Annotated in this window: 7 protein-coding genes; 5 read left to right on the top strand and 2 right to left on the bottom strand. The window is 66.5% G+C overall.

Annotated elements, in window-relative coordinates; all coding sequences use genetic code 11:
• Positions 1-10: 10 nt before the first annotated feature.
• Both OTER_RS17660 and OTER_RS17655 read right to left on the bottom strand, forming a co-directional pair.
• The gene (locus tag OTER_RS17660; protein WP_012376302.1) at positions 11-2,242 is read right to left on the bottom strand and encodes a carboxy terminal-processing peptidase; all 2,232 of its coding nucleotides are present in this window, start codon (positions 2,240-2,242) and stop codon (positions 11-13) included.
• Positions 2,243-2,337: 95 nt separating this feature from the next.
• The gene (locus OTER_RS17655) at positions 2,338-3,330 is read right to left on the bottom strand and encodes a rhomboid family intramembrane serine protease (protein ID WP_148218169.1); all 993 of its coding nucleotides are present in this window, start codon (positions 3,328-3,330) and stop codon (positions 2,338-2,340) included.
• A 22-nt stretch (positions 3,331-3,352) separates the two neighbouring features.
• Between OTER_RS17655 and OTER_RS17650 the strand changes: the two genes are divergently transcribed.
• The 5 genes from OTER_RS17650 (at position 3,353) to OTER_RS17630 (ending at position 13,466) form a co-directional block, all read left to right on the top strand.
• Positions 3,353-3,589 carry a ferredoxin gene (locus tag OTER_RS17650; RefSeq protein ID WP_012376300.1) on the top strand — a complete coding sequence of 79 codons (237 nt, stop codon included), beginning with the start codon at positions 3,353-3,355 and terminating at the stop codon, positions 3,587-3,589.
• A 94-nt stretch (positions 3,590-3,683) separates the two neighbouring features.
• The gene (locus OTER_RS17645) at positions 3,684-5,549 is read left to right on the top strand and encodes a TonB-dependent receptor plug domain-containing protein (RefSeq protein WP_012376299.1); all 1,866 of its coding nucleotides are present in this window, start codon (positions 3,684-3,686) and stop codon (positions 5,547-5,549) included.
• A 45-nt stretch (positions 5,550-5,594) separates the two neighbouring features.
• Complete coding sequence (locus OTER_RS17640; protein WP_012376298.1) at positions 5,595-7,673, top strand: M3 family metallopeptidase; 2,079 nt, start codon at positions 5,595-5,597, stop codon at positions 7,671-7,673.
• A gap of 38 nt (positions 7,674-7,711) precedes the next feature.
• The gene (locus tag OTER_RS17635; protein WP_012376297.1) at positions 7,712-11,359 is read left to right on the top strand and encodes a translocation/assembly module TamB domain-containing protein; all 3,648 of its coding nucleotides are present in this window, start codon (positions 7,712-7,714) and stop codon (positions 11,357-11,359) included.
• Complete coding sequence (locus OTER_RS17630; protein WP_012376296.1) at positions 11,349-13,466, top strand: BamA/OMP85 family outer membrane protein; 2,118 nt, start codon at positions 11,349-11,351, stop codon at positions 13,464-13,466. Before OTER_RS17635 ends, OTER_RS17630 begins: the two co-directional genes overlap by 11 nt.
• The last annotated feature ends 269 nt before the right edge of the window (positions 13,467-13,735 follow it).

Raw genomic sequence — 13,735 nt, 5'->3', positions numbered from 1 at the left:
GCGGGACGGTTCAGCCCTTGCGATTGACGGCCGCCAAGGTGAGCGGCGGGTGGTTGCTGGCCCAGTATTGCGGGCTTTCGCCGAGCTCGACGGCATCGTTCAGGACGCGCAGCGACTCGCGCAGGTGCACGTCGACCTTGGCGTAGCTCTCGTCACTCTCGTCCGTGCTAAGCTCGTCCTCGACGGCTTCCGGGAGGTCGCCCTCCTTGGGCTCGGCCTTGATCTTCGGCGGTGGCGGTGGGCCCAGACGGAATTCACGGAAGGGGAAGTCCGACTTCGCGAGCTCCTCCTTCTTGGTTTTCATTTCCTTGCGGAAGGTCTCGTCGGTTTCCTTTTGCTGCTGCCGCGCCTGCAAATTCAACGACACGAGTTTCTGCTCCTGGCGAACCTTGAACCAGTCGACGTTCTTCCGGAGATAAGCGAACTCATCGAGCTGCGCCTGCCGGCGCTGGCTGGCTTCGCGCAGCGTGGTGAGCACTTTTGCATCAAGCGGCGAACCGTCGAAGAAGCTCGTCGGGATCTCATCCCAGACGAGCGCGTGCGGCAGGCTGCCTTCGCCAATGGGGAGAAATTCGTCGATCGACGGCAGGACGATGTCCGGGACGACGCCTTTGAGCTGCGTGGAGGAGCCGTTCGGCAGATAGTATTTCTGCACCGTGAACTTGGCGGCGCCGCTCTTCTCGCCGGTGCGCGCCAGTTGCGGCACGAGGTTCTTCATCTCCAGCACGGTCTGGACGCTGCCCTTGCCATGCGTGGAGGTGTCGCCGATCACGATCGCGCGGCCGTAATTCTGCAACGCCCCGGTGACGATCTCCGACGCGGAGGCGCTGAAGCGGTCGACGAGGACGGCGAGCGGGCCCTGGTAGGCGACGGCGGGATCGTTGTCGTTGTCGATCTGAATTTCGCCGGCGTAGTTCTTCACCTGCACGACAGGACCGCGCGAGATGAACAGACCCGTGAGATCGACGGCTTCGCTCAGATAGCCGCCGCCGTTGTGGCGGAGATCGAGCACGAGGCCCTTGATGCCGGCGTCCTTCAGCTGTTCGATCAGCCGGGCGACATCCTTCGTCGCGCTGGTCTTCTCGGCCTCGGGATCCTCGCTGTCGGCGGGGCCGTAAAAGGCGGGCAGCGTGATCACGCCGAGGGGCACGGTGGTCTGCCCGGTGGCGTCGGGCACTTGGAACACCGCCGCGCGGGCGCGCGCGGAATTCAGTTTCACCACGTCGCGCACGATCGTGATCTCCTTCCGCGTCGAGGCATCGGTGGCGTCCGCCGGCTCGACGATCAGCTTCACCTGCGAGCCCTTGGTGCCGCGGATCATCTCGACCACCTTGCGGAGCTTCATGCCGATGATCTCGACGGGCTCGCTTCCGGGCTGGGCCACGGCGATGATCTTGTCGTTCGGTTTGAGCTGCTTCCCCAGGTCGGCGGGACCGCCCGGAACGATTTCCTTCACGAAACAGTAGTCCTCCTCGATCCCGAGCAGGGCGCCGATGCCGACGAGCTGGAGCTTCATCTGAATGCCGAAGTCCTCAAAGGTGTCGGCCGAGAAATAGGTCGAATGCGGATCGTAGATCCGGGCGATGTTCGAGAGGAACAACTCCGCCACATCGTTGAGCTCGAGGTCGGCCACGTTCTTCAGCATCCGCTCATAGCGCTTGCGGACGGTCTGCTTGGCCTCGTCCATCGACTTCTTGTTCATGAGCTCGGAGATGAGCTCGAACTTCAACCGCTGGCGCCAGAGCGCGTCGGCGGCGGCCGGTGTCGCCGCCCATTCGGATTTGCTGCGATCCACGCGGTAGGTGTCCTGGCCCGAGAGATCGAACTCCTTGTTGAGCTCCTCAAAAATCCAATTGATCCGCGCGTGCGCGCGATCCTCGTAGAGGCGGAAAATCTCGTACGCCGCGTCGATATTGCCGAGCGAATAAAGGTTCCAGTAAATGGCCTTGCCGCCGAACTGCTCGTTGAACTTCTGCTTGTCGGTGGCGAGGAAGAAGAGCCGCTGGCCGTCCAGGTCGCCCATGTAGTTTTCCACGACCTGGCCGTAGTCGGCGGGATCGACCGCATCGCGGTTGTAGTGGGCCTGTTCGAGCAGGTTGACGAGCGTGCGGGCCTCGACCGACAGCGTGGGGGTGGTGACGAACTTGCGATCGCTCGCGGCGTTCGTCGACGTGACGGCGAGCAACGAAATCAGCGCCCCGGAGGCGAGCGCCAGACGGCGGAAAAGAGGACGGTGCAACATGACTGGTTTCTAGATAGGCGAAATGGGCAATTGTTTCGTGCGCTTACTGCTAGTCGGCACGCGCGGCGCCGGACTTGATCACGCGGCGCGACCGGTCAACGGCGGCTGAGCAGGTCACGCGCCTCATCCAGCAGCCGTTTTTCCTCCTCGGTCAGCGCCCCGAAACCATGACTGTTGATTTTATCGAGGATGCGATCCACCTCCGCGCGCAGGTCCTCGCGTTTGGTGACGTCGACCTGGTAAACGGGGGGCGGCGCGGCTTTGGGGGTCTTTTGCATCCAACGCGGCAATTCGACGTCCGGGCGGGAGGGCCGGAACCAGCCGCGGCTGGCGTGGAAGGTGCGGAAGAACACCCAACCGGCGAGCATCCCCCCCAAGTGAGCGGAATGGGCCAAGGGAGCGCCGAACGGCGAAACCGCGCCCATCACCTCGTAGAAACCGAAGCCCAGCAGCTCAAAAGCCAGCAAACCGGCGGCGACATATTTGGGCCGCAACGTGACCGGCACGATGAAGAACAGCAGGAACGTCATCGGCTGGTTCGGGTTCAGACAGGCAAACAGCATGAACAGCCCGAGCACGCCGGCGGACGCGCCGATCAGCGTGCCGGTGCCGGCGCTCCAATGCGTGCCCAGCCACAGCGCGCCGCCCAGGCCCACGGCCGCGGCGTAGAGTCCGAGGAAGCGCCGCGATCCCAGCACCGGCAGCAACACCCGGCCGACGAAATACAGCCCGAGCAGATTGGCGATGATGTGCAGGAAGTTCGCCTTCGAGTGCAGGAAGCTGTACGTGACGAGCGTCCAGATCCGGCCCGCCTTGAGGTTCGCGACGCTCAGCCCCAGCAACTGGTCCAGCAGGGTGTCGGCGTTGAACAACCGCCACAACAGGTGCTGTAGCACGAACATCGCGACAATGGCGGAAATCAGCCAGGTCAGCACCGTCGTGCGGTTGCGCGGGTAATCGTCGCGCATATAGGGGCGGTCGGACAGCATCGCGTTGCAAGCTAGGAATAGCCCCCGGCAAACACAAGTCGCCACCGGCAGTTTTACGCGGTTTTGGCCGCCGGGGAGCCCGCTTGACAGGGTGCGCAATTACTCTTTGTTCGCGCCAACCATGGCCAATAAAGCGGACAAATGGCCCCAGAACGCACCGGGCAAGTTCTACGTCGATCAGCAATGCATCGACTGCGACCTGTGTCGGGAAACGGCTCCGGGCTCTTTCCAGCGACATGACGAGGGAGGCTACTCCTACGTCTTCAAGCAGCCGACGACCGAAGAGGAAGTGGCCCAATGCATGGAGGCGCTTGAGGGCTGTCCGGTCGAGGCCATCGGCCAGGACGGCGACGAATAAGCGCCCCGCCCTTCGCTTTTGATTCACCCCGGCCCCCGCGCCGGGGTTTTCTTGCGCCGGCTTGTTAAGCCAAGCTGGCGGTCCGCCTTAACCGATGCGCCCTTCCTCCACCTTCTCAATCACGACCCGCCCCGCACCCGTTCTCGTCGGCTTCGGCTGGCTGGCCCTTGCGACCTGCCTGCTCGCGGACGCGCCGGACAGGTCCCTGCCGCTGCTGACCGTGTATTCCCAACGCGTCGCCAATCAGGCGCCCGTGGCGACCTTCGCGATGCCGGTCTCGGCGCTGCGGTTCGAACCGCGCGTCGACGTGCAGGCGCGCAACTTTGCCGAAGGGCAGGCCGACATCGCGATCCGCGGCGGCATCTTCGAAAATACCGGGTTCACGCTCGGTGCGGTCACGCTCTTCGATCCGCAGACCGGGCATTATTTCGCGGAGATTCCCGTCGCTCCGGCCATGCTGGGCGCGCCGCAGATCGTCACGGGCGCGGACCTGGGCCTCAGCGCGACCAATGCCACTGTCGGCTCTGTGCTGCACGGCTGGCGGCCGATCCGCACCGCGGGCGCCGTGGCGGTTGGCGCGGGCCAGGATGGGCTCACACAGGGCGAGTTTTATCAGGGCTACGTGAGCGACGTGAAACTCGGCGGACGGCAACTCGCCGCCGACGTGGCATGGGCACATTCGGACTCGGACGGCTCCGTGCCGTATGGCGATCACGTGTTGAACCGCGTCAACGCGCGTTTGCAGCTGGCCGGCGCCGGCGCGCAGACGGATCTGTTCGCCGGCTATCAGGCGAAGTTCTTCGGCTGGCCCAATCTCTACACCCCCTTCAACTCGAACGAAACCGACGATCTCGAAACGATCCTGATTGCGTTGAATCACCGGCGGGATTTCGGCGGCGGGGATTTCTTCGAGGCGGGCGCTGCCTACCGGCGAAACAAGGACGAGTATGTTTACAACCGGCTGATCGGACCGGTGCAGCCTTATTTCCGCCACACGACGTGGGTGCAGAGTGCCGCGCTGAGCGGCCGCCAGTCGCTCGATGCGTTTGCCCTCAATTATCGCGCGGAGGCGTGGCACGACGAACTCAAGTCCACCTCGCTCATTTTCGGGCGGTTCAACACTCGGCAGCTCTACAAGCTCGCGCTCGTGCCGGAATGGTCCCGGGCCTTGGGCGGCGGAGCGAAGCTCGTGGCCAGGGCGGGGGCCAGCTACGACGACACGAACCGCGGCAGCGGGGAACTCTCGCCCATCCTCGAACTCGCGCGCGAATCGTCGGGCCCGTGGCAGAAACTCTATCTGAGCTACGCCAAGACCAGCCAGGTGCCGACCTACACGGCGCTGAACTCCAGCGCCGCCGCCGGTTTGTTTCGCGGCAACCCGGACCTCGGTCGCGAGACCAGTCACAACCTTGAGGCGGGCGCGCAACTCGCCGCCGCCGGCTGGCGAGGGCAGGCCGCCGTTTTTTATCGGCGCGACGACGATCTCGTCGACTGGACATTTCGTCGCGGCGTGACCGCGCGCACGGCCAGTGCGGTGGATATCGCGACCACGGGATTCGAGGTGGTGGCGCAACGCTCGTGGCAGCGGTTCGACGTGGTGTTGGGCTACACCTGGTTGACGAAGGACGCGGACTATGGGGGCGCGTTGGTGGACGCGAGTTTCTATGCGCTCAACTATGCCCGTCAGCGGCTGACGGCCGCGGTCACCGCGCGGCTCACGCGCGAAATTGAGCTCCGGCTCGACAACGAAGTGCGCGTGCAGGCGGCCAATCTGCTGCGGACCCGCGGCGGTGACCACCCGCTCATCAGCTCGCTCGGAGTCACGTATCGGCCGGCGGCGTTGCGCCGGTTGTCGCTATCGGTGCAAGTCGACAACCTCTGGGATTCGACCTTTCAGGAAGTCCCGGCGGTGCCTGCCGCGCGTCGGCAGACATCGTTCAGCGCCGGCTATACGTGGTGATGTTTGCAGTTTGACATCCGCCAGTCCGCGCGGGTGTTTGCGGGCATGGCTGACAATCCCTTCCTCGACCGGCGGTTTCACATCCGGTGGTCCCGGCTCGATCCGCAGCATATCGAATCGGCGATCAGCGAGGCCCTCGATCGTGCGCAGGTGGCGATCGACCGGATCGCCGCCACGCCGCTGGGCGAGGTTACCTACGAAAACACCTTCCTGGCGCTGGAGCATGCCACCGAGGAGATCAACGAAGCCTGGGGCAAGGTCACGCATCTGCAATCCGTCGCGGATTCGCCGGCGGTGCGCGCGGCGCACAACGCGATGCTGCCGCGCGTCACTTCGTTTTTCGCGCGGATTCCGCTCAACCTCGAGCTGTGGCGACGGCTGGGAGCGTTTGCGAATTCGTCCAACGGTCGGGCGTTGCAGGGCGTGGCACGGCGGTTTGTGGACGAGACCCAGGCCGATTTTCGGCAGGCGGGCGCGGACCTGCCGGAAGCGCAGCGGCAACGGCTCGAGGCGCTGCAGGCCGAACTGGCGGAGCTCACGCAGAAATACTCCGAGAACGTGCTCGACGCGACGAACGCGTGGCAGCTCGTGGTCACGGACGAGTCGCGGTTGAAAGGCCTGCCCGAACACGCGCGGACGACGGCGCGCGAGAAGGCCGCCGCAAAAGGCGAAACAGGTTGGCTCTTCACGCTGCACCAGCCTTCGCAGGAACCGCTGATGACCTACGCCGAAGACGAGTCACTGCGCCGCGAAGTCTGGTCGGCCGCGGTGGGCGTCGGCGCCGAATCGCCGTATGACAACACCGCTCTGATCACGCGGATTCTACGGCTGCGCGCCGAGAAGGCGGCGTTGCTGGGCAAACCGCATTTCGCCGATCTCGTGCTGGAGCGGCGAATGGCGAAGAGCGGCGCGCGTGCCGAGGCCTTCTTGGCGGACCTCCAACAGCGGGCGGCGACGGCGTTTCAGCGCGAATGCCGCGAGTTGGAGGAGTTCCGGGCGCAGCAAACCCGGCAGCCCGTCCGTCCACTCGCGCCTTGGGAGCTCGCGTTCTGGGCGGAGCGATTGCGGCAGGCGCGCTACGCCTTCGACGAGGAGGCGCTGCGACCGTATTTCCCGATGAATCGCGTGATCCCGGGCCTGTTCGAGCTTGCGCGGCGAGTATTCGGACTCGAGATCACGGTTCGCCCCAGCATCGCCGGCGTCGCGGCCGATGACACCGTGGAGGTGTGGCATCCCGAGGTGAAATTCTACGACGTGCATGACCGTACCGGCCGGCACGTCGGTTCGTTCTACGCCGACTGGCACCCGCGCGAATCGAAGCGGGGCGGGGCGTGGATGAACTACTTGATCACCGGTGGGCCCACGGCGGCCGGTCAGCGCGCGCCGCATCTCGGACTGATTTGCGGCAACCTCACGCCGCCGACCGCCGACCGGCCGGCGCTGCTGACGCATCGGGAGGTGGAGACCATCTTCCACGAGTTCGGCCACCTGCTGCACCACCTGCTCGGCGAGGTGGAGATCAAGTCGCTTAACGGCGTCAACGTCGCCTGGGATTTCGTCGAGCTGCCGTCACAGCTCATGGAGAATTGGTGCTGGGAGCGCGAGGGGCTCGATCTGTTTGCCCGGCACGATCAGACCGGCGCGCCGATTCCCGACGATCTGTTCGCCAAGATGACCGCGGCGCGGAATTTCCGCAGCGCCTGCGCGACGATGCGGCAGCTGTCGCTCGCCCGGATGGATCTCGCGCTGCACATGCGGACCGCGGATTTCGTGGCGGCCGCGGACATCGAGCCGCTGGCGCGCGCGGCGATCGCGGAGTGCCTGGTGCCGACGGAGCCGCCGGCGCCGACGGTGGTGAAACGCTTCACGCACGTCTTTGCCGATCCCGTGGGCTATGCCGCGGGCTACTATTCCTACAAATGGGCCGAGGTGCTCGATGCGGACGCCTTCACGCGCTTCCAACGGGAGGGTTTGTTCAACGCCGGCACGGGGGCGGCGTTCATCGAACACGTCCTCAGCCGGGGAAATTCCGCGGATCCGGCGGAACTGTTTCGGCGGTTCATGGGTCGGGAGCCTGACCTAAACGCCCTCTTGCGGCGGAGCGGTCTGGCGCCCGCCGCCTGACCGGCCGGTGGCGCGGGAGGTGCGCATGTCTTTTCCTCATGCGACTTCTCGCGATCATCATCGGGAGCGTGGCGGCGGTGGTGATCGCCGTGGTGCTGACCGTGCCTTGGTGGCTCGGAGTGGCGCTCGCGGGAATCGGACCGCGCTTCGGTCTCCAGGTTGAACGCTACGAGCGGATCGGCTACAGCCGGTTCCGGCTGGAGCAGGCGACCTTTGCTCGCGCGCCGGTCGAGGTGCACGTGAGCCGCGTCGAAGCGGACACGCCGGTTCTCTGGCTTTGGCGGCGGATGACTGGAGGCATCGGTCCGGTGCGCGCCGGCGACTGGTCCGTGAAAGTGACGGAGCGACGCTCCACGTCGCCCTCCACGACTCCGCGCGGTTGGGTCCCGCTGCGGGCGCGGCTGGAGCGGGTGGCGGAGGGACTTTCCACGTGGCTGCCGGACGCGCAGACCGGAGCGGGCCGCGTCGAATGGCCAAACGGCGCGCTGACGTTTGGCCCGGTGGTGTGGCAAGGGCGGACCCTGGCGTGCCCGGATGTTGGATATCGCGCGTTGCACGCGGCGGTCGACGTTGCCGTGCCGGCGGCGCAACCTTGGCGCGCGGTGGCGCGGGCGGAGCAGCTCGGCGCCACCGCGACCATGCAGAGCGTCGGGGCGACGCTCGAGGGCGACGTGACGTGGCTCGATCAACGCGCGCCGATCAGCGTTCAGTTTCCTGCGACCGGCTGGGCGCCGGAAAAGGCGCGGCTCGTTGCGGAGAACTGGAACCTGCCCGCTGAGAAAATCCGGCTCGGTCAGCATTACGATCGGGTGAGCGGCGATGCGCGCGTGGAGTGGGGCGGCGGACAATGGGTCGCGAACGTGGCCTTCCGGAGTGAGCCGCGCACCAAGTCGCCCGCGCCGCCGTTGGCGATCGAGGCGCGCGGGCATGGGAACACCCGCGAGTTCGTCGCCGAGACGCTTCAGGTCTCCCTGCCCGGTGCCCAGGCGCAGCTTCGCGCGCCCGTCGCGATCGGTCGCGATGGCCGGCTGCATACCGAGGGATCAGCGTTCTCGTTTGCCCTCAAATTGGAGAACCTGCCGTGGTTCGAAGGGCGCGGCCACGTGACCGGTGAAGGCAGCGTCCGACCGGATGACGCGGGGTTCGCGCGGATCGAATTCGCCGGCCAGGGGGAGGATCTCGCGATCGGTGGTACGACCTGGCGCGGGTTCGCCGCCCGCGGACAGATGACCTGGCCCGAGCTGGAAATCGCCGAAGCCCACGCCGTGGCGGCGAACGGCGACGAGCTGCGCGGGCGCGGCGGCTGGAATTTCCGTGCGCGTGAACTGAAGGACGCGAGCGCGTCCGGACGGATTTCCCGCGAGTCGCTCGGTCGCTGGCAGCCGGAGCATCTTGTGTTCGATACCTTGGACCTCGACGTGCACGCGGCCGGACCGGCGCGTGACCTGACGCACGAAGGTCACGCCACCATCACCGGGCTCCGCGCGTCCAAGCTTCGGCCGCTCCGCGCCGAACTGCGTTGGCAAGGTCGCGGTGAACAGCTCGAGGCGTTCACGGCGGAGGCGCAGGCCGGGACCACAACGATCTCGGCCGGGGGTTCGGCGGATCTGCAGCAGGTGCGCTTGTCGGAGCTGCGGTGGCGCGAAGGTTCGGAGGAACGACTTTCGTTGGCTCACCCCGCGGTGTTTACGTGGCGGCCGATCCTGCGGCTCGAACCTTTCCAATGGACCGGTCCGGCCGCGGCCGTGAAAGCGGAATTCACGCGCGGGGATTCGGCAGGTCAGCTGGCCGCGTCGCTGCGCGGGTTGAAGTCGCAGTGGCTGCGTGACCTGGTGGACCTTCCTGCACCGGACTGGACGGTGGACGGACTCGAAGTGAGCGCGCGCTGGAAGGACGGTCCGGCGGAATTTGCCGCGGCCGGCGCCGTGACGCTGCCGCTGGGCGAGGGGCGCTCGGCCCAGATCTCCGCGCGACTGCAGGGCGACGAAGAAAAGCTCGAGGTGACCTCACTGCGCATCGGCGAAGGCGAATCCGAGATCGTGAATGTCAGTGCGCGGCTGCCGGTGGTAGTGCAGCCGGCGGCCCAACCGCTGGTGAAGGTGGACACCGACGCGGCATTTACCGTGAACGCGATGACCACGCCCAACCCTCGATTGTGGGAACAGCTGGCCCAATTGATCGGCGTGCAGATTATCGAGCCGGAGGCACGGGCTCAGCTGAGCGGCTCGTTCGCGCAGCCACGCGGTGAAGTGCGATTCCGGGCGCAGCGACTCGCGCCGATCGCGGGCCGCTTCCCGTGGCGCTGGCCCAAGATCGAAGGCGTGGATTTCCATCTGACGGGCGAGGAACATGGCGTGCGGCTGGACCGATTGCAGCTGGCCGTCGAGGACCAGGCGGTGCAGGCGCAGGGCTGGCTGCCGTTCGAGGCGGCGGATTGGCGCGAACTCGTGCGTGAGCCCGCGCGATTCATGCAACGCGGAGAATTCCGCCTCTCGATCCCCGATGCGGATGTCGCCGTGGCCGCGCAGTATTTTCCGACCTACCTCGCCCCGAAAGGTCGCGCCAGCCTCGAGGTGACGCTGAACGGAACGCAGGGGCTCCGCGGTTTCGTCCGCCTGCGCGACGCGATGCTGCGCCCGCTCGGGCCATTGGGGGTCGTGCAGGAAATCAACGCCGACGTGCGGCTCGAGGGCCGGAGCGCCGTGGTGGAAAACGTCACCGGCCGAATTGGCGGCCAGTTGGTGACGCTGCGCGGTCGCGCTGAACTGCCGCCACGCGGACCGCCGCAATTCGATTTTTCGCTGCGCGGCGAAAACCTGCCCTTCGTGCGCCAAGCCGGGTTGCTCGTGCGCGGCGATTTGGACCTCACGCTCACCACGCCCCCGAGCGGTCCGCCGCAGATCGGCGGAACCGTGCGGCTGCGCGACAGCCTGTTTCTGTCCGACGTGCGGGCGCTCATTCCGAGCGGCACCAAATCCGCCGGCGGCCGGCCGCCTTATTTCGCGATCGAGACGCCGCCGCTCAACGCGTGGCGGCTGAGCGTGCGGGTCGAGGGCGAGCGGTTTCTGCGCCTGCGCACGCCGGTGTTCAACGGCACGGCCACGGCGCGTTTCCAGCTGGGCGGCACGCTGGGTGAACCACGCGCCACGGGCGAAGCGCTGATCGATGAAGGCGCGATCCGGCTGCCCTTCGCCAGTTTCGACGTGCGGCAAGGCCAGGTGCGGCTCACGGCCGAGCAGTTGCAGCCACAGATCTGGGTGACCGCTGCGACCCGCCGCTACGGCTACGATCTGCGGATGGAAATCACCGGGCCGGTGACCTCGCCGAACCTGACGTTCTCGTCGAGTCCGCCGCTCGAGTCCGAGCAGGTGCTGCTGCTCGTGATGGCGGGACAGCCGCCCAACAATGAAGTCGCCACGACCGACCGGCAGCGGGCCGCGCGCTTTGGCGCGTTCTTCGGCCAGAGCCTGCTGGGCAGTTTGAGCGGCGATCCGGAGGGCGTGGAGCGGCTCACGATCACCAGCGGTGAAAACGTGTCCGAACAGGGTCGGGAAACCTACAACATCGAGTACCGGTTGAACCCGCGCTGGTCGCTCACGGGCGAGTACGACGAGTTCGACGACTACTACGGCGGAATCAAATGGCGCTTTTATCAGAAGGGAGGCGAGGAGACGGATGAGAAATAGCCGGCTCTGGCGGGTGCTCTGCGTCGCGCTTTGCGCGGGGTTGTTGCCTGGATTGGCGCCGATCCTGGCCGCGGAACGGTCGCAGGAACCGGCGAAGATCGAGGTCAACGGCCTCGGCTGGCTGCGCAACCGCGAGCAGCGGCGCGCGCTCGAACGCCTGCTGGGGGCCGAACGAGGGGCGACGCTCGACGCGGGCGCGATCGAGGACGCCGAATTTCTGCTCATGTCCGCGCTGGTCGAACAGGGGTTCCTGCACCCCGAGATCCAGGCGCGCATCACCACTCCGGAGGGCAGGGCGGAAACGCACCCGTTCGACGCGACGCTGCAGTCCTCCCTGCCGCGATCGGTGCGCGCGACCGAATTGAACTTGGACGTGAAGCGCGGCCGCCGGTACCGGTTCGACGAGGTGCGCTTCCAAGGCCTGCACGCGGTGCCGGACGAAGCTGCGCGGGAGTTCTTCCTCGGAGAGCGCGTGCTCATCCGCGGCGGCGCGGCCCAGGTCTATTCGCCGGCGCGCTTGCGCCGCTCGGTCGAAGGGCTGCAAAACGAACTGCGGCGACTCGGCTATGCCGACGCCACCGTGCGCACCGACGACCTGCGCATCGATGACCAAACGGGCGACGTCGACGTGACGGTGATCGTGGACGAAGGCGCGCGGTGGGAAGTACGCGACGTGCAGACCGCCGGCGCGGCCGACGAGTTGACAACGCTGTCGCTGGAGCGGTTCGAGCAGCACCCGTGGACGCACTACCTCGAGCAGGATATCGCCGAGGCGATTCGGAATCATTTCTACCAACGCGGTTATCCTGACGTGCGCGTCCAAATGCGCCGCGACGCGCGGCCGGCCGCGGAGGGCGTGAAGCCGGTGACGGTGATCGCGACGATCGCACCCGGCGCGCGCGTCACGATCGGACACGTGCGTTTCGAAGGCCTGCAAAAAACGGTGCCGGCCGTCGTGGAGCGCCGCGTGCGGGCGACGCCCGGCGAACCGCTCAACCCGCTGGCGCTCGATCAGGCGCGGTTCCGGTTGGGGCGGCTCGGCGTCTTCGACCGCGTGGACGTGCGGTATGAGCCGAGTGAGGGTCCGGTGCGCGATCCGGTTTTCCGCGTGCAGGAGGGACGCGAGCTCGAGGCGAGTCTGCTCCTCGGCTACGGCAGCTACGAACAACTGCGCGGCGGGATCGAGTTGCGGCAGTTCAACCTGTTCGGCCGCGCGCACCAGAGCCGGTTGCTGCTGGTGCAGTCGATGAAGAGCAGCCGCGGCGAGTACAGCTACACCGTGCCCGAGCTGTTCGGCGAATCGCTCGACGGCACCGGCCGCGTGTTCGGACTTCAGCGGCAGGAGACCTCGTTTCTGCGGCAGGAATACGGCGCGAACTTTTCCGTCGCGGCACCGGTGCGCTGGCTGGGCGCCAACGCGACGCTCGGCTACACGTTCCAATCGCTGCGTAATCAGGACAACAACCTGGCCACGCGCACGGCGGACGAGCAGCAGGTGACGGCGGCGAGCGTGGAACTCAATCTGGTGCGCGACCGGCGCGACAATCCGTTGCGACCGCGGCGCGGGTATCGCTGGTTTGTGCAAACGGAAACAGCGAGCCACTATCTCGGCGGCACGGTGGATTACCAGCGGCTGGAGTTCGGCGGATCGTGGCACCGTCCGTGGGGCCGCGGCCGCTGGGTGCACCTGGGGCTGAATCACGGCGCCATCACGACGTTCGGGTCGCAGAACAACGATTCGGACCTGCCGGTGAACAAGCGGTTCTTTCCCGGCGGCGACAACAGCATCCGCGGCTTTCGCGAAGGCGAGGCGGCTCCGCGCGGCGCGGACGGGCGGTTCATCGGCGCCAAAACCTATCTGTTGCTGAATGCGGAGATCGAGCAGGCACTGACGGCCAAATGGTCGTTGGTGGTTTTTGGCGACGCGCTCGGGATGGCCGTTCGGCTGGCCGACTATCCGTTCGCCGAACAGCTCTTCGCCGTCGGCGTGGGCGTCCGCTACCAGACGCTCATCGGCCCGTTGCGGATGGAGTATGGCCGCAACCTCGATCCCCGGCCGCGCGATCCCGGCGGCACGCTGCTGTTCTCGGTCGGGTTCCCGTTCTAGCCCGGATATTTCATGAAATATCCGCCCTCCGGGCCGACTCTGTCGGGGCGAGCCGCGACAAGGTCGCTCCGCCGCAGGCGGACGGAAATTCCGGACTGAGCTTCACTCCTGTTCATGAAATTTCCCGGGCTAGCCCGGATCGTCTTTCCGTTACTCAGCGATTCGCGCTCATTCGCGTCCCTCCGCGGGCCAATCTATCCGCCTCCTTCTGCGGGTCCGGCAGCGAACGCCTGCCGCGGCGGGTGAGTGGAACGCCCGGCACTCGTTTC

The organism is Opitutus terrae PB90-1 (genome assembly GCF_000019965.1).
GTDB lineage: Bacteria > Verrucomicrobiota > Verrucomicrobiia > Opitutales > Opitutaceae > Opitutus > Opitutus terrae.
Note: the sequence above shows the minus strand (reverse complement) of the source record. Positions and strands in the feature narration are given on the sequence as shown.